Here is a 16,966-nt window from a genome sequence, read left to right on the forward strand (position 1 = left end):
TTAACTTTTTTCTCGGTCAAGCGAACGCTGTCTTAATAATTTTTGCTGATGGTGCAGCGCGGCTTTAATTAGCATGTCTTGATGGTCTTCAAGAATACGTACGAATGCGAGTGTCATTGAAAATGACGAATCTGTTTGTTGGACGTTGGTGACTTCACCGTAACAATAGATACCAGCAGGTGGCGAATCCAAAAACAGTTTTATGGTGGCTAACTGCCCAAGCTCTAACGGGGCGTTGCTGCTATAAGCTATCTCGCCCGCCCCAAAATGGGTGGTGATTTGACGATACTCTGCGTGGTCTTGCTGAGCAATCATATAGTTGAGCAGGAGGTTCAGTTTGGTATTTTGTTGTTCGATGAGTTCGGCGACGTGTTTTAGGTTTTGTTGTTGCAGTTCGTGTTTAGCGGCGTCGCGTTGTTGATCAAGTTGGCTAAACTCACAGGATGCGACAAACGGGGCAGGGATTTGCGCAAGGTACTCTTCTAAGCTAGGTAACACTGCCCCCACGTCTAGGGGTTCAATGTTTGCTCTAATTGCGCCGTTTACGGTAAAGAAGTCATTCTGTGACATAGATAATTCCTGTTTAATTGTGCTAATTATCTCTGGCTATCACTGAGTTATCAAGAAATTGACCGATCAAATCGTTAAAAGTCTGTCATTTAAAACGAAAATCACATTCAGGGCTACAACCTAAGCGCATTTCTCGTTACATTAGCCTTAGATTTTTTTCTATGGTTGGTGCTATGTTTCACCCATTACCCGTTTTTATCGGATTACGCTATCTGCGAGGTCGTTCAGGCGATCGCTTTAGCCGCTTTGTTTCTTATATGTCTACGGCCGGAATCACGATCGGTGTTTTGTCTTTGGTGACGGTTTTGTCTGTGATGAATGGGTTTGAAGCGCAACTTAAAGGGCGCATTTTAGGTGTATTGCCTCAAGCTGTCATCACACATTCCAGCGGTACGATTTCAATCGACGAGCCACCGCCCAGCTTCTTAGCTGACTTCCCAACAAGTCAGGCTCCGGTTCCTATTGTTCGAAGTGAATCCGTCGTGCAGAGTCACCAAGGGCTTGCTGCTGTCATGATGTTGGGTATTGAGCCTGACAGTGATGATCCCATTCGTCATCGGATGGTGAGTGGCAGTGTTAATCAATTGAAAGCGGGGGAGTATAAGGTCTTACTTGGGCATACCCTTGCGCGCGAATTGGATGTACAAGTCGGGGATAAGATTCGTCTTATGGTCACCAGCGCCAGTCAGTATACGCCGCTTGGTCGCATTCCAAGTCAACGCATGTTTACCATTGCGGGACTTTATAGTACGGGCTCAGATATCGATAGCTCACTGATTGTGACTCATATTACCGATGCCGCCAAATTGATGCGGTTTAAACCGGAAGAGGCGAGTGGTTGGCGATTATTCTTCAATGATCCGTTTGTCGTTTCTGATCTGAGTAAAACGGAACTACCCGAGCAGTGGCAATGGAGCGACTGGCGAGACCAGCGTGGTGAGCTGTTTCAAGCCGTACGAATGGAAAAGAACATGATGGGGTTGATGTTAGGCCTGATCATCGGTGTTGCGGCATTTAACATCATCTCGGCGCTGATCATGGTCGTGATGGAAAAACAGGCAGAAGTGGCAATTTTGAAAACTCAAGGGATGTCTGATAAGCAAGTACTCGCCATTTTCATGGTACAAGGGGCCAGTAGTGGTGCCATCGGTGCCTTGGTCGGTGGCGTATTGGGTGTTTTGATGGCGAATAACCTTAATGCACTACTTGATGCGATGGGGGTTGCTTTGTTTAGTTTTGGTGGTCAGTTGCCGATTTTGGTTAACCCTGCTCAAATTGTTATCGTTGTTGTTGGCGCGGTGTTACTGAGCCTAGTTGCCACATTGTTTCCTTCTTACCGTGCGTCGTCCGTGAAACCAGCTGAGGCTTTAAGATATGAGTAATACATTAATCGCTTGCCATGATATTAGAAAAACGTACCACGATGGCGCGGTCGATACCGAGGTCTTAAAAGGCGTGAGCTTTGAAGTGGCAAAAGGAGAACTGGTGTCGATTATTGGTTCATCTGGATCGGGGAAGTCAACACTGCTGCATGTGTTAGGCGCATTGGATGAAGTGTCGCAAGGTGATGTCGAGTTCTTAGGTCAATCTTTGTTATCTTTAAATGGCAACCAACAAGCTAAGATTCGAAATCAACATCTGGGTTTTGTCTACCAGTTCCACCATCTTCTTAGCGATTTTACGGCGCTTGAGAATGTCGCCATGCCGTTGCTTATCGGTGGTATGAATACCAAGCAGGCGAAAGAAGAAGCGAATGATTTACTCACGCGAGTTGGCTTGAGCCACCGTGTTACGCACCGCCCTTCAGAACTGTCGGGAGGAGAAAGGCAGCGTGTTGCCATTGCTCGCGCATTAGTGAATAAGCCCTCACTTGTCTTGGCGGATGAACCAACGGGCAACCTCGACCACAAGACCGCTTTATCAATTTACGATTTGATGCGAACGTTGAACAAGGAGTACGGCACCGCCTTTTTAGTGGTAACGCATGATAACGAGTTAGCAGAAAAAATGGATAGACAGCTTCATATGCAAGATGGTCTATTGATCGATATAGCGCAGAGTTAAGGAATCAACGTGTCACTATCCTTTTTTATTGGCAAACGATTTAGCCAAGCTAAACAACGAAATCGCATGGTGTCGTTTATATCGATATCGTCGATAGTCGGTATAGCGGTTGGAGTCGCGGTGATTATTGTCGGTTTATCGGCAATGAACGGGTTTGAGCGTGAGTTAAAAAATCGCGTGCTGTCAGTGATCTCTCACGGCGAGTTCGAGGGGGTGAATCAACCTATCGAAAACTGGCAAAAGATCATGGAGACTTCTCTCAATCATACCAGCGTGGAAGCGGCGGCGCCGTATATTCGCATGACAGCATTAGTTGAAAAAGGCAGTCAGCTAAAAGCGGTGGAGGTGAGAGGCGTTGATCCGAAGCTGGAAGAGCAAGTGTCGTCTTTACCAAGCTTTGTGAACAAGCAAAGTTGGCAATCTTTTCGGGCCGGAGAGCAGCAAGCGATTTTGGGTAAAGGCGTGGCGGACCAAGTCAATGCGAAAATTGGTGACTTTGTCACCTTGATGATCCCCTCGACCAGCAATACCAGTAAGGTACAGTCTCCAAGGCGAGTTCGGGTTAAAGTTGCAGGTTTGCTCGAGTTGAATGGGCAGATTGACCATAGCTTGGTGATTGTGCCATTGCAAGATGCTCAGAGCTACGCCCGAATGGGGGATAAAGTCAGCGGCGTTTCGATTAAAGTGGATGACGTCTTTAATGCCCCACTAATTGTGAGACAAGTCGGTAACTCGCTCTCAGAGTATGTCTACCTGAGAAGCTGGAAACAAAAATATGGCTTTTTATATCGTGATATTGAGCTGGTTAGAACGATCATGTACCTAGTTATGGTATTGGTGATTGGCGTGGCTTGCTTCAATATTGTCTCGACGTTGATGATGGCAGTAAAAGACCGTTCTGGTGAGATTGCGATTTTGCGAACGATGGGGGCGTCCGATCGATTGATTCGACGAATCTTTATTTGGCAAGGCGTCTTTTCGGGCGTCGTGGGCAGTATTGTTGGTGGTATAGCGGGTGCTTTATTGGCATTGAATCTTACTCCAACTATCTCGGCCTTAGAAGAGCTTGTGGGTCATCAGTTTTTGTCAGGTGATATTTATTTTGTCGATTTCCTACCGTCTCAGTTGATGTGGAGTGATGTGGCGTTAGTGTCAGGTACGGCTATTGCGCTGAGCTTAATTGCCACCTGGTACCCAGCATCAAAAGCGAGTCAGCTCAATCCTGCTTCGGTACTCAGTGCAAAATAGATACAGGATGGGTTTCGATGGCCTAATTGATGCTTGATTGTTTAAGCGAGAGACAAATAAAAAAGGACCTAGTGGTCCTTTTTTGCTTACTGACATACAGAACGATTTCACACCATCGATACATTGCTCGTATCGTGACTCTCGATCATTGTGCACACCTCAAAGCCGCTCTAATTTAGCGGTTGTCAGCTTAATCTTAGGATGTCCACCAGGCTAGAGCCTCAGTGGTAGTCGCTATGCATTTTCAAGGTACCGCCGCGAGGGTTCGACCCGCTTATATCGGAGTTGACTACCTCAGGGAACGTTGCTGCCAGCTTCTTACTACTGAATAGCGCCATAAGCCACGAATGCCAAAATAGCCGGCAACGGCTGCAAGCGCGCCACAAAGCATGCATCCCAACAAAAAGGGAGGCCCGATTGTAGACATTTGTGCTGCCAGATACTGCCATGAAAGTTCAAAATGAAAGGGTTGTGTCGGTGTGTTCAAACAAAATGCACCCACTTTATAGGCGAAGTAAAACAGCACCGGCATGGTAACGGGGTTACTGATCCAAACTAAAGCCACCGATAACGGCAGATTAACGCCAAATAATATCGCGAGACCAGCGGCCATAATCATTTGACTTGGAAGTGGGACGAAAGCCATAAACAAGCCGACGGCAAATGCGCCCGCGGCAGATCGGCGGTTCAAACACCAAAGATTGGGGTTATAGAGGACATTGCCGAATATTTTCAACGCCTTTTGTTTTTTGATCACTTCGTGATCGGGCATGAAACGTTTAATGAACTTTCTTGGCATAGGAAAACATGACTCTCTTTACAAGCATCACCGTACCTTTGGTTTACACCCTAATATTAGTAAGTGCAACCTTTTGGCCAGTAATGCCGAATATCTATTGGTTGATTCCTTTATCCTTAATCAGTGTCGCCTGGGTGATAAAACGTCGCTTCGTAGCATTAACGGTATTCATCGCACTATCCGTGGCATTAATTCAAGGAAATCTACTTAAGCACCAATCGGGACAGCTTTTTCGATTCGGCACAGATGTTACCATAAAAGCGAACGTTGACAGCTATTTTAAACAAATAAGTCAAGGCTATGAAGTTGACGTCACCATCCTCGAAATAAATGATGAGCCAACTTATCGGCTTAATCGACCGCAAATTAAACTTAGAGTCACGACGCCGATAGAGATTGGTTCAGTGGTGTCAGCTCCCGTTCGTCTAAAGCGAATTGTCGGGCTGTTAAACTCAGTGGGGTATGATAAGGAAAAGCATTATTTTTCAACTGGCATGATTGCCCAAGCGGATATTGCCCCCTCATCACATGTACTCATATCGAGTGCCCGTTATTGGAAATCATTTACCTATCGTCAAATCCAAAAGGCGACAGAAGCAAGTCGTTACCAAGCGTACTACCTGGCCCTCATCTTTGGTGACCGCTCCTTGCTGACGCCGAGAGACTGGGCTCAGCTTCGTGAAAGTGGATTATCACATCTGATGGCGATTTCTGGATTACACGTTGGAATTGTATTTGCTATTGGTGTGCTTCTTGGGCGATGTGTACGAGTTGTGTGTAGCAAGCTATTGAAGCCAGGCGCTTTATTATCGGTGATTCAGGCGTGGGGTGGTGTGACTATTGGCTTTATGCTTGCGGGTGGATATGGTGCGCTTGCCAATTACTCTGTACCCACGGTGAGGGCGCTGTTGATGCTCGTGGTCCTTTACTTTTTTTATGCGAGAAAGGTTAAGACGGACACCATCGTCATTGTGTTGATCAGTTCTAGCGTAGTATTAACCTTGCTTCCGTTTTCATCTGCCAGTATGAGTTTTTGGCTGTCTTATTACGCCGTGACGGCTTTGATTATTTTATCGGTTGGTCACCATGGTCCCGAAAAGAGTGAGAGCCATAAAAGGCACGGGTGGGCGTATTTTCATCTTGGACTAGCCATTTTGTTTTTACCCCTTTTAGTGTTTCTTTTTAATGGGGTATCGCTGGGCAGTTCTTTTTACAACCTCGTATTCGTGCCCTGGTTTACGTTTGTTGTTATCCCAAGTTTGTTAGTCATTACGTTATGTTCTCTTGTCGTGAGTCATAACGGGTTATATGGCGCTGTGATGGATCCGTTATTGTCGGTTGTGGATGTCGCGCTATCTTATTCACATTGGTTTTGGCTTGAGCTTGAGGTGCTTTATGTTTGGCTATTGATGACGTTGATTTGTTTATGGTATTTACGCGTTTGGATGAATGTTCAGGTACTCGTCTGCCTTGGCGTCACTGCTGGAATAACGGTTATAGTATCGGACAAAAAGCCTGGTTTTCAGGTCAATGTCTTGGATATAGGTCACGGGCTTGCGGTGATTATCCAGCAAGGTAAAGAAGCGGTGATATATGATACTGGGATGGAGGTTAACGGGTTTAGCATTGCTGAGCGTGTCATTACGCCGACGTTAACACGATTAGGTATAGACTCCGTTAAAGGCTTGATATTGAGTCACTCAGATAATGATCACGCAGGCGGAGCGCAAGCCCTTATTAATACATGGCCGCTGATCTGGATACGTCGCCCCGATGTGAGCGATCGTGCACGTCCTTGTAAAAAGGGAGAGAAGTGGTACTGGAAGTCTGTAACCTTTGAGGCCTTATGGCCCCCGAAACTCGTGACACGAGCATACAACCCACATTCGTGTGTTGTACTCATGACGTATTATGCCGCGGAGTCAGGGGCCAGCTATCGAGTACTGTTTGCTGGTGATGTTGACAAAATTGGCGAAATCTTATTATTTCGCGACCTGTCTTTGCAGAATATTGATGTGTTAATTGTTCCACATCACGGTAGTAAAACGTCGTCGTCGAGGTTTTTGATGAGCAAAGTGACAGCCAATTATGCGGTCGCCTCGACCCGCTTTGGTGGACGATGGAACTTGCCTAATCCGGCGATTAAAGAAAGCTATCAGCGACGCGGCAGTATTTGGCATGATACTGGATCGGCGGGACAGGTGGTTTATCGATTTAATGGTCAAGAAGTGAGCGCTTCTTCGCTTCGGAGCGATAAGCTTGCGCCTTGGTATAGGCAGATGTTGAGAAGCGGAGTAGAATAAAGGGAAATGAAGAAAAAATGATTGATAAATTATGTCGCTAAATCAAGACGAAACAACGCTGCAAACCTTTAAGCGCTTGTGGATTTATATCCGCAAATACAAAACAGGCTTGACCGTCGCCGTTATCGCCCTCGTGATTAACGCCGCCGCTGATACTTACATGCTTTCTTTGCTTAAACCGCTTCTTGATGAAGGTTTTGGCGACGTTGAATCGAATTTTTTGAAGATTTTGCCGATCATAATACTAGGTATGATGTTTGTGCGAGGTTTGAGCGGTTTTGTATCGACGTATTGCTTGAGCTGGGTATCAGGCAACGTTGTCATGCAGCTGCGTAGGACGATTTTCCGTCACTTTATGCATATGCCTGTCTCATTTTTCGACAAAGAATCAACAGGCGGGCTGCTTTCAAGAATTACTTACGACTCGGAACAAGTGGCAGGGGCGACGAGCCGTTCTCTTGTCAGTATAGTGCGTGAAGGCGCGAGTATCATCGGGCTGATATTCTTGATGTTTTGGAATAGCTGGCAATTGTCTTTGGTTTTGATTGCGGTGGCTCCTATCGTGGCATGGGCGATCGGTTTTGTATCAAAGCGCTTTAGAAAAATCTCGCGCAACATGCAAACCTCTATGGGTGAGATGACGACGTCAGCAGAGCAGATGCTGAAGGGGCACAAGGTGGTGTTAACCTACGGTGGCCAGAAAGTCGAAAGCGAACGCTTTGATAATATGAGTAATCAAATGCGCCAACAAACCATGAAAATGGTCGGTGCATCTGCGATTGCGAATCCAGTGATTCAAATGATTGCTTCTCTCGCATTGGTATCGGTGTTGTATCTCGCCAGTTTTGACTCTATCCGAAGTGAACTCACACCGGGTACTTTTACGGTTATTTTCTCTGCCATGTTTGCGCTTATGCGTCCTCTTAAAGCTTTAACTAGTGTGACCGCAGAATTCCAACGTGGAATGGCGGCCAGCCAAACCTTGTTTGCGCTAATTGACCTCGATACGGAAAAAGACAGCGGAACGAAAGAACTACAAAAAGTGAAGGGTGATATTCATGTTAATGACATCACCTTTACCTACCAAGGCACGGACAAACCCGCACTACGAAACGTGAGTTTCGAACTCCCGGCAGGCAAGACGATTGCACTAGTAGGGCGCTCGGGTTCGGGTAAAAGTACCATCGCCAATTTGTTTACTCGTTTTTACGATGTTGACAGTGGTCATATTGCTCTTGATGGCCACAAAATTGATGATTTAAAACTGACAAACCTTCGCCAGCACTTTGCGCTAGTATCGCAAAATGTCCATTTATTTAACGACACTATTGCCAATAATATCGCTTACGCTGCCCAAGGTGATTATAGTCGTGAGCAAATAGAGCACGCGGCAACACAAGCTCATGCGATGGAGTTCATCGAGGGACTCGAGCATGGTCTTGATACGGTTATTGGCGAGAACGGTGCGAGCCTTTCTGGCGGTCAACGTCAACGAATTGCTATTGCCCGCGCCCTGCTGCGCGATGCGCCTGTATTGATTCTCGATGAAGCAACGTCTGCATTGGACACAGAATCAGAGCGAGCGATTCAATCTGCCCTTGATGAATTGCAAAAAGACAAAACAGTGCTCGTTATCGCGCACCGCTTATCCACTATTGAAGAGGCGGATGAAATCCTCGTCGTCGACGAGGGTGAGATCATCGAACGTGGCAATCACGAAGCATTGATCACTCATCAAGGCGCGTATGCTCAGCTACACCGTATCCAGTTTGGTGAGCATTCGTGATAGAAAAGCTTTGGTTCAACCAGCACCCGCTTCGATTCTTATTATGGGTGCTGTTGTGGCCACTAAGCCGTTTGTATGGAATCATTTCAAACAGGCGTCGACACGCGTATCAACAAGGTGAAAAAGCGGTTTATCGATCCTCATTACCCGTGGTGGTTGTGGGTAATATTACCGCTGGTGGAAATGGCAAAACACCCATGGTTATATGGTTAGTTGAACAGCTAACCGCACTTGGTTTTAAGCCTGGTATAGTTTCCAGAGGCTATGGTGCAAAAGCGCCGCATTACCCATTTCGAGTCGATGAAAACTCGTCAACAGCGCATTGCGGTGATGAGCCGAAATTGATGTTCGAACGAACAGGTGCGCCCGTTGTCGTTGACCCTGTGCGTGCTCAGGCCGTACAAGAATTGGAGAAACAAAACGTTGATGTCATCATTACCGATGATGGACTTCAACATTATGCACTAGACCGCGCATTTGAGATTGTCGTCGTAGACGGACAGCGCCGTTTCGGCAATGAATCCCTTATTCCTCTTGGTCCATTGAGAGAGCCACTTTCCCGGCTTAATGAGGTTGATCTCATTGTCGTCAATGGTTCTCAAGCGAAAAGTGAGAGCGAGAAAGTATTTCAATTGGAGCCTGACTACGCTGTGAACTTACGGTCAGGTGAGAAAATGCCCGTTCATGAGCTTGGATCATTAGCCGCTTTTGCTGGCATTGGACATCCGCCTCGTTTCTTTGCTACGTTGAAGCAGCTTGGTGCTAATGTTTTATGCGCCCAAGGGTTTGCTGATCATAAAGAGTTCGAACTGTCGCAGCTTGTCGCCTTAGAAGAAGGCGTGGATAATGTCATCATGACAGAAAAAGACGCGGTTAAATGTCGACATTTTGCTCGTGACAATTGGTGGTACCTGCCGGTGTCTGCGCATTTTTCAGCCAACGATAGAACACAAATACTGACAAAAATTAGAAAGGTTATAGAAAGTTATGGATCATAGACTTCTGGAAATTGTGGCATGCCCAATTTGTAAAGGTAAGCTGACGTTTGATAAGGATAAACAAGAGCTAGTCTGCAAGTTAGACAGGCTTGCCTACCCAATTAAAGAAGGCATTCCAGTATTACTGGAGCCAGAAGCCAGAACCATGGGCATGGATGAGGGACGTTAATGTCATTTACGGTCATTATTCCTGCGCGTTACGAGTCTTCCCGTCTACCGGGTAAGCCTCTCGCGGATATTGCGGGCAAGCCGATGATTCAACATGTTTACGATAAAGCCATGTTATCGGGGGCGAAACGCGTCATTATTGCCACCGATGACAGTCGCGTTGAATTAGCAGCAAAGGGTTTTGGTGCTGAGGTGTGTATGACGTCGTCATCGCATGAATCGGGAACGGAACGACTGGCAGAGGTTGTTCAGCTCATGGGCATTGAACCCGAACACATCGTTGTTAATGTCCAAGGCGATGAGCCATTAATTCCACCGTCCATTATTACGCAAGTTGCCAATAACTTAGAGCAAAGCGTCGCCCCAATGGCAACGCTAGGTGTGAGTATAGAGACGGAGCAAGAAGCCTTTAATCCTAACGCGGTTAAAGTGGTGACTGATGAGAAAGGGTATGCGTTGTATTTTAGTCGCGCGACTATTCCTTGGGATCGAGACGCGTACAGTACGCCATCAAAACAGTCACCTGCGCAGCCACTATTGAGACATATCGGTATTTATGCGTACCGTGCGGGGTTTATTAATACCTACGTTACGTGGAAGCCTAGTGTATTAGAAAAGATCGAGTGTTTAGAGCAGCTTCGAGTACTTTGGTATGGCGAAAAAATTCATGTTGAATTGGCGTTGGAAGCTCCTCCAGCGGGTGTAGATACGCCAGAGGATCTAGAACATGTACGTCAATTGATTGCTGAGCAACCTACGCCGTAACGTTAAGCCTTACTCAACTAATTCGAAGGGTAAGCGGTTAGAGCGGGGTGGTCAGCCGGAAGGCTTTCCCACTCGCCAGGTTGTAATTGGTTAAGTGTAAACTTACCCACTGAAGCTCGGATAAGACGCAGTGTCGGGTAGCCAATATTGGCCGTCATGCGTCTTACTTGCCGGTTTCGCCCTTCAATAATCGTGATCGCAAGCCAAGTGGTTGGAATGTTCGCTCGAAAACGTACTGGTGGATTTCTTTCCCATACATCGGGCGCTTCCATTCGTACTACCTTAGCCGGCAGCGTTGGCCCATCTTTCAATGTCACGCCATTGGCTAGCGTTTCGAGCTCCGCATCTGAAGGCGCACCGTCTACCTGCACCCAATATGTTTTTTCAGACCTAGAGCTAGGTTGGGTTAAGCGTGCTTGTAATACACCGTCATTCGTCAGGATGAGTAACCCTTCGCTATCACGATCTAATCGACCCGCAGCATACACCTCTTTGACTGGTATAAAATCAGCCAAGGTTTTTCGTCCGTCCCCATCAGTGAATTGACTTAACGTATCGTAAGGCTTGTTGAATACGATTACCTGGCGATCCTCAAGCGATACCCTTGGTTTACTGTCATCGTTTTTGTAACGGCGTGAAGGACGACGATTTGATGAGGAAGATGAGCTTGAAGATTGTTTGAAATGTGTTGATTTTGCTTTCGCGCGCGGCTTGGATTGAGTGCGCGTTGTTTTAAATGTCATGTTAACTACCCTGCAAAAATGTAAACAAACTGTTTGCATTAGTTTTGCCTAACGCTGTTTTGAGCTATCATAAGCGCGCTCAAAAACAGGATTTATGCACAAGATAATAGACTAATTGCTCATTTTTGTTTAATTATAGTTGCTCAGGATTTCGTTAAACTTGACTAAATGCCTCTAATTGCTCGTTAATGCACCACATTTGGGTGCAGTAACTAGAGTAGCGAGTTTGAGTTATAACGTTTACGCTGCCTCTTTCGGTATGCGTTAATTGATAAGGGTAACCTTGCCCAATTAGAACGATAGGGAAATTTCATGCCTACAGAAAAGCCGACCATTATTTACACGATTACGGATGAAGCACCAGCGCTTGCCACGTATTCACTACTACCGATTATTCAATCATTCACTGCCTCATCTGGTATCAACGTTGATACGAGAGACATCTCATTAGCAGGGCGCATTATTGCAAACTTCCCTGAATATCTGAATGATGAGCAGCGTATCGGCGATGCGCTGAGTGAGCTTGGTGAGCTTGCTAAAACGCCTGAAGCAAATATTATTAAGCTTCCGAATATATCCGCATCAATTCCACAATTGAAAACGGCAATCCAAGAGCTACAAGCTAACGGATACGCACTGCCTGACTACCCAGAAGATCCAAGCTCACCAGAGCAAGAAGCCATCAAGTCGACTTACGACAAAATTAAAGGTAGTGCGGTAAACCCAGTATTACGCGAAGGTAACTCAGATCGTCGTGCACCATTGTCAGTGAAAAACTACGCGAAGAAAAATCCGCATTCAATGGGTGCTTGGTCGAAAGACTCACAGTCGCATGTTGCGAGTATGTCGGATAAAGATTTCTTCGGTAGCGAAAAGTCAGTCACCGTTGCCGAGGCAACAAACGTTAAGATTCAATTTACGTCGGTTGACGGTAAGGTCACGACGCTAAAAGAAAACGTAGCGTTGCTTTCTGGTGAGATTATCGACGCATCGGTTCTAAATAAGAATGCCTTGGTTGAATTTTTCGAAACACAAATTGCGGAAGCCAAGCAACAAGGTGTGCTGCTGTCTCTTCACTTGAAAGCGACAATGATGAAAGTCTCTGACCCAGTTATCTTCGGTCATGCGGTTAAAGTGTACTACAAAGATGTGTTTGCCAAGCATGGTGCGTTATTTACCGAGCTTGGTGTTGACGTCCGTAACGGTATCGGTGATGTGTACGCAAAAATTGCATCATTGCCTGCGGCTCAAAAAGCTGAGATCGAAGCTGACCTTGAGGCTGTGTATGAAACACAACCGCCACTTGCGATGGTTGACTCTGACCGTGGCATCACCAACTTGCATGTACCAAGTGATATTATCGTTGATGCGTCAATGCCAGCAATGCTGCGCTCTTCTGGTCAAATGTGGGGCCCGGATGGTAAGCAACAAGACACCAAAGCTCTGATTCCAGACCGTAGTTATGCAAGCATTTACCAAGCTGTGATTGATTTTTGTATTGAGAATGGAGCGTTTGATCCAACGACAATGGGTAGTGTACCTAACGTTGGCCTTATGGCTCAAAAGGCCGAAGAATATGGCTCTCATGACAAAACATTCATTCTAGACGATGCAGGTAAAGTTGAAGTCATCAACAGCGAAGGTTTAACGCTCTTAGAGCAAACCGTCGAAGTCGGTGATATTTTCCGTATGTGCCAAGTTAAAGACGCGCCAATCCAAGATTGGGTAAAACTGGCGGTCACGCGTGCTCGCGCGTCAGGCGTGCCAGCGGTCTTTTGGCTAGATGAAGCTCGTGCACATGATGCAGAGCTGATTAAGAAAGTAAATCAGTACCTCCCAGACTATGATACGAGTGGTTTGGATATTCGAATTCTTGCGCCGCTAGAGGCAACAATTTTCTCATTAGACCGCATTAAGAAAGGGCAAGACACCATTTCTGTCACTGGTAACGTGTTACGTGATTACCTGACCGATCTTTTCCCTATTCTTGAGTTGGGCACTTCAGCGAAAATGCTCTCTATCGTTCCACTCATGAACGGTGGTGGTTTGTTTGAAACGGGGGCGGGTGGCTCAGCGCCTAAGCACGTACAGCAAGTTCAAAAAGAAAACCACTTGCGTTGGGATTCATTAGGTGAATTCCTAGCATTAGCGGCCTCTTTAGAGCACCTGAGCACGGTTAGCGGTAACGAACGTGCCAATGTATTAGCGAAAGCGCTAGACTTGGCGACAGGCCAATTCTTGGATATGAACAAGTCCCCATCTCGCAAAGTCGGTGAATTAGATAACCGTGGCTCGCATTACTACCTTGCGTTGTACTGGGCTCAAGCGCTTGCGCTTCAGACTGAAGATGCGGCTTTGGCGAGTGAATTTGCACCTATTGCAGAGCAGCTGGCATCCAACGAGAGTGTGATTGTCTCTGAGCTTAATAAGGCTCAAGGTGTCCCAGGGGATCTTGGTGGTTACTACCTACTTAATGATGACTTAGTTTCACCATTAATGCGTGCAAGCTCAACACTGAACGCAATCGTCAATCGTTAGGGCTTTTGAATCGTTGGGTGACTAACCCAATGACGATGATTGATACCTAAATGAAAACGGTCCTTATTAAGGACCGTTTTTTATTTTCTGAAGAGCTGTTTAAAGAGTGAGGATGTAGGCTATTCACGTGTTTAGACAAAAGCTTTAGATCGTCGAGTTGTATGCCTCTCGTTTTGGACAAGTGGCAAGTATCTCGCGTCGCCCTGATTCTTTCACTTCCTCTAATATGACATCAAAGCCCCATAACCGGTACAAGTGCTTGAGAACCTCTTCGTGCCCCCCGTCTAGTGGGATACGATTGTGAGGCACATGTTGTAATGTCAACGATCGGTCGCCGCGAACATCAACGTTAAACACTTGTATGTTAGGTTCAAGGTTACTTAGATTGTATTGAGCCGCCAATTTTTCTCGTATTTTTCGATAGCCCATCTCGTCATGAATAGCTGAGATCTCGATAAAGTTCTTTCTATCGTCATCAAGGATAGAGAACAGCTTAAATTCCCTCATTAATCGAGGTGAAAGATACTGGCTGATGAAACTCTCGTCTTTAAAGTTGTGCATCGCAAAATGCATGGACTCTAACCAATCGCTGCCCGCCAAGTCTGGGAACCACTCTTTATCCTCATCGGTGGGCTCTTCGCAAATGCGTTTAATATCTCTAAACATGGCAAACCCGAGCGCATAAGGGTTAATACCACTGAAATAAGGGCTGTTATAGGCAGGTTGAGCAACCACGCTAGTGTGGCTATGGAGAAATTCGAGGATGAATTTATCGCTGACCAAGCCTTCGTCATAAAGGTGGTTGAGTATGGTGTAATGCCAGAAAGTTGCCCAACCTTCATTCATGACTTGCGTTTGTTTTTGTGGATAAAAATACTGGCTGACTTTACGCACAATACGAACAATTTCACGCTGCCATGGTTCTAGAAGTGGGGCGTTTTTTTCAATGAAATACAGGATATTTTCCTGCGGCTCGCTAGGGAATCGGCTTTTTTGTGTGGATTCTTTTTCTTTATTTTGTGGCACTGTTCGCCATAGTTCATTGACCTGAGATTGGAGGTAAGCCTCACGTTGCTGCTGACGGATCGTTTCCTCAGCGATGGATATTTTTTCCGGTCTTTTATATCGGTCAACGCCATAATTCATTAAAGCATGGCAGGAATCGAGGGTTTGTTCTACCTCTTCTACTCCGTATTTTTGCTCACATTCGGAGATGTAGTTTTTGGCAAATAACAGATAGTCGATAATTGAACCGGCATCTGTCCAAGTTTGAAATAGATAGTTGCCTTTGAAAAATGAGTTATGACCGTAACAAGCGTGAGCCATGACTAAGGCTTGCATGGTGACAGAGTTTTCTTCCATCAAGTAGGCAATACATGGGTCTGAGTTGATGACGATCTCGTAGGCTAGCCCCATCTGACCGTGTTTATAACCTTGTTCAGTTTGGATGAACTTTTTACCAAAAGACCAATGGTTGTAATTGATGGGCATCCCAATACTAGAATAGGCATCCATCATTTGCTCTGACGTGATGACCTCGATTTGATTGGGGTACGTATCCAATTTATATAAAGCTGCGACGCGCTTGATTTCAGTGTGATAGCGTTCAAGCAAGTCAAATGTCCAATCAGGACCATCAGGCAGTACCTTCGATGTCGTTTTAGCTTCGGTGGTCATAGACACATCTCCCTATGTCGTTTCTTTTTGAAACAATTCTCTGAACACTGGAAAAATATCTTCAACGGAACGTATGTTTTTCATCGCAAAATTGTCAAAGTCATTTTCGAGCTTTTCATATTCATGCCACAGTGTTTGATGAGTGCGACGAGTGATTTCGATATAAGAGTAATATTGACATGCAGGTAGTAAGCTGTTGACGAGCAGTTCTTTGCATCGAGGGGAGTCATCCGCCCAATTATCGCCATCGGACGCCTGTGCTGCATAGATGTTCCATTGCTCAAGTGGGAAACGCTCTTGCACGATTTGTTGCATTAGCTTCAATGCACTTGAAACAATGGTTCCACCCGTTTCTTGCGAATAGAAAAACTCATGCTCATCCACCTCTTTTGCCTGAGTGTGGTGGCGAATAAACACGACTTCAACGTTTTCGTATGTACGCGTCAGAAACAGATAGAGCAATACATAAAAGCGCTTAGCGATGTCTTTGGTGGCTTGGTCCATCGAGCCAGACACATCCATCAAACAAAACATAACGGCTTGGCTTGAAGGAACTGGCCGTTTTTCATAGTTCTTGAAGCGAAGATCAAAGGTGTCAATAAAGGGCACGCTTTCGATTTTTTTACGAAGGTTGGCTATCTCTTCTTTTATACGTTTTTCTTCAATAGGCTGAGCGGGTTCACTCATTTGAATATCGTCTAACTGTTGATATAGCTCCTCAACCAATCGACGCTTCCCGGCGGTCATAGCCGTTCTGCGTGCTAAAGATTGTTGCAATGAACGTACAATAGCGATGTTGGATGGCATACCAGCCGTTTGGTAACCAGAGCGGTGCGTTTTCCACTCTTTTATTTTATTGATTTGATTTTTTTGTAGGTTAGGTAACGCTAAGTCTTCAAAGAGGATATCGAGATATTCATCTTTTGAGATCTGGAAAACGAATTCATCTTCCCCTTCGCCATCTTGACTGGCATCGCCTTGACCCGCGCCACCGCCTTGTCCTCCCTTCGGGGGACGTTCAATTTTGTCTCCAGTAATGAATTGGTCATTACCCGGATGCACTTGCTCTTTTAATCCGCCTTTACCTTGATGAAAGATTGGCTCGCTGATATCAGTATTGGGTATCGAGACATCTTCGCCGGTTTCCGTATTTGTGATTGAGCGTCGGTTCACCGCATCAGTGACGGACTCTTTGATTTTTTGTTTGTGTCGGCGCAAGAATCGTTGTCGATTAACGGCACTCTTATTTTTACCATTTAGGCGTCTATCGATAAATTGAGACATGAGCTATTACTCCCTGTATTCCC

At 45.8% G+C, this 16,966-nt stretch carries 14 protein-coding genes; 9 read left to right on the top strand and 5 right to left on the bottom strand.

The annotated features are described in order from the left end of the window. Complete coding sequence (locus AB4405_RS11240; protein WP_102471369.1) at positions 1-570, bottom strand: PilZ domain-containing protein; 570 nt, start codon at positions 568-570, stop codon at positions 1-3. Between the two features lie 173 nt (positions 571-743). On the opposite strand from AB4405_RS11240, the gene lolC reads away from it, so the two are divergent. The 3 genes from lolC to lolE are packed head-to-tail and all read left to right on the top strand — an operon-like array spanning position 744 to position 3,882. Then, positions 744-1,952, top strand: coding sequence for a lipoprotein-releasing ABC transporter permease subunit LolC (gene lolC / locus AB4405_RS11245; protein WP_372060839.1), 1,209 nt, complete (start codon positions 744-746; stop codon positions 1,950-1,952). Next, positions 1,945-2,634 (top strand): lipoprotein-releasing ABC transporter ATP-binding protein LolD, encoded by a 690-nt coding sequence (gene lolD / locus AB4405_RS11250; protein ID WP_102471370.1) that lies wholly within the window; start codon positions 1,945-1,947, stop codon positions 2,632-2,634. The genes lolC and lolD overlap by 8 nt, the downstream gene beginning before the upstream one ends. 3 nt (positions 2,635-2,637) lie before the next feature. Continuing rightward, on the top strand, positions 2,638-3,882 hold the full coding sequence (lolE, locus tag AB4405_RS11255) for a lipoprotein-releasing ABC transporter permease subunit LolE (protein WP_372060975.1): 1,245 nt from the start codon (positions 2,638-2,640) through the stop codon (positions 3,880-3,882). A 289-nt stretch (positions 3,883-4,171) separates the two neighbouring features. Here the strand turns inward: lolE and AB4405_RS11260 are convergent, their stop codons facing one another. Continuing rightward, positions 4,172-4,681, bottom strand: a complete 510-nt coding sequence (locus tag AB4405_RS11260) for a DUF2062 domain-containing protein (protein ID WP_102471372.1) — start codon at positions 4,679-4,681, stop codon at positions 4,172-4,174. A gap of 8 nt (positions 4,682-4,689) precedes the next feature. Here AB4405_RS11260 and AB4405_RS11265 point away from each other — a divergent pair, with 8 nt between their 5' ends. The 5 genes from AB4405_RS11265 to kdsB are packed head-to-tail and all read left to right on the top strand — an operon-like array spanning position 4,690 to position 10,701. Further along, positions 4,690-6,984, top strand: a complete 2,295-nt coding sequence (locus AB4405_RS11265) for a DNA internalization-related competence protein ComEC/Rec2 (RefSeq protein WP_372060840.1) — start codon at positions 4,690-4,692, stop codon at positions 6,982-6,984. Between the two features lie 31 nt (positions 6,985-7,015). Next, positions 7,016-8,770: a lipid A ABC transporter ATP-binding protein/permease MsbA gene (msbA, locus tag AB4405_RS11270; protein ID WP_372060841.1), complete on the top strand. Its 1,755-nt coding sequence runs from the start codon at positions 7,016-7,018 to the stop codon at positions 8,768-8,770. Next, positions 8,767-9,768, top strand: coding sequence for a tetraacyldisaccharide 4'-kinase (gene lpxK, locus AB4405_RS11275; protein WP_372060842.1), 1,002 nt, complete (start codon positions 8,767-8,769; stop codon positions 9,766-9,768). The genes msbA and lpxK overlap by 4 nt, the downstream gene beginning before the upstream one ends. Further along, on the top strand, positions 9,758-9,937 hold the full coding sequence (locus AB4405_RS11280; RefSeq protein ID WP_102471376.1) for a Trm112 family protein: 180 nt from the start codon (positions 9,758-9,760) through the stop codon (positions 9,935-9,937). Before lpxK ends, AB4405_RS11280 begins: the two co-directional genes overlap by 11 nt. Further along, a complete protein-coding gene (gene kdsB, locus AB4405_RS11285) occupies positions 9,937-10,701 on the top strand; it encodes a 3-deoxy-manno-octulosonate cytidylyltransferase (protein ID WP_372060843.1) in 765 nt (254 codons plus the stop codon). The genes AB4405_RS11280 and kdsB overlap by 1 nt, the downstream gene beginning before the upstream one ends. Before the next feature lie 17 nt (positions 10,702-10,718). Here the strand turns inward: kdsB and AB4405_RS11290 are convergent, their stop codons facing one another. Continuing rightward, on the bottom strand, positions 10,719-11,444 hold the full coding sequence (locus AB4405_RS11290) for a pseudouridine synthase (RefSeq protein WP_102471378.1): 726 nt from the start codon (positions 11,442-11,444) through the stop codon (positions 10,719-10,721). Positions 11,445-11,756: 312 nt separating this feature from the next. On the opposite strand from AB4405_RS11290, the gene AB4405_RS11295 reads away from it, so the two are divergent. Next, a complete protein-coding gene (locus tag AB4405_RS11295; protein WP_372060844.1) occupies positions 11,757-13,982 on the top strand; it encodes an NADP-dependent isocitrate dehydrogenase in 2,226 nt (741 codons plus the stop codon). A 144-nt stretch (positions 13,983-14,126) separates the two neighbouring features. Here AB4405_RS11295 and AB4405_RS11300 read toward each other — a convergent pair whose 3' ends face one another. Together AB4405_RS11300 and AB4405_RS11305 are read right to left on the bottom strand one after the other, a co-directional pair. After that, positions 14,127-15,659 carry a SpoVR family protein gene (locus AB4405_RS11300; protein ID WP_102471380.1) on the bottom strand — a complete coding sequence of 511 codons (1,533 nt, stop codon included), beginning with the start codon at positions 15,657-15,659 and terminating at the stop codon, positions 14,127-14,129. Positions 15,660-15,671: 12 nt separating this feature from the next. Further along, a complete protein-coding gene (locus AB4405_RS11305) occupies positions 15,672-16,943 on the bottom strand; it encodes a YeaH/YhbH family protein (RefSeq protein ID WP_102471381.1) in 1,272 nt (423 codons plus the stop codon). Positions 16,944-16,966: the final 23 nt, after the last annotated feature.

This window comes from Vibrio sp. 10N.261.51.F12, from assembly GCF_041471725.1.
Taxonomy (GTDB): Bacteria; Pseudomonadota; Gammaproteobacteria; order Enterobacterales; family Vibrionaceae; genus Vibrio.

Excerpts from the sequence above, each read along its gene's own strand:
- AB4405_RS11280 (WP_102471376.1), top strand. The coding sequence starts at position 9,758 with ATGGATCATAGACTTCTGGAAATTGTGGCATGCCCAATTTGTAAAGGT.
- AB4405_RS11260 (WP_102471372.1), bottom strand. The coding sequence starts at position 4,681 with ATGCCAAGAAAGTTCATTAAACGTTTCATGCCCGATCACGAAGTGATC.
- AB4405_RS11300 (WP_102471380.1), bottom strand. The coding sequence starts at position 15,659 with ATGACCACCGAAGCTAAAACGACATCGAAGGTACTGCCTGATGGTCCT.
- AB4405_RS11290 (WP_102471378.1), bottom strand. The coding sequence starts at position 11,444 with ATGACATTTAAAACAACGCGCACTCAATCCAAGCCGCGCGCGAAAGCA.
- msbA (WP_372060841.1), top strand. The coding sequence starts at position 7,016 with ATGTCGCTAAATCAAGACGAAACAACGCTGCAAACCTTTAAGCGCTTG.
- AB4405_RS11305 (WP_102471381.1), bottom strand. The coding sequence starts at position 16,943 with ATGTCTCAATTTATCGATAGACGCCTAAATGGTAAAAATAAGAGTGCC.
- AB4405_RS11265 (WP_372060840.1), top strand. The coding sequence starts at position 4,690 with ATGACTCTCTTTACAAGCATCACCGTACCTTTGGTTTACACCCTAATA.
- kdsB (WP_372060843.1), top strand. The coding sequence starts at position 9,937 with ATGTCATTTACGGTCATTATTCCTGCGCGTTACGAGTCTTCCCGTCTA.
- lolD (WP_102471370.1), top strand. The coding sequence starts at position 1,945 with ATGAGTAATACATTAATCGCTTGCCATGATATTAGAAAAACGTACCAC.
- lolC (WP_372060839.1), top strand. The coding sequence starts at position 744 with ATGTTTCACCCATTACCCGTTTTTATCGGATTACGCTATCTGCGAGGT.
- AB4405_RS11295 (WP_372060844.1), top strand. The coding sequence starts at position 11,757 with ATGCCTACAGAAAAGCCGACCATTATTTACACGATTACGGATGAAGCA.
- AB4405_RS11240 (WP_102471369.1), bottom strand. The coding sequence starts at position 570 with ATGTCACAGAATGACTTCTTTACCGTAAACGGCGCAATTAGAGCAAAC.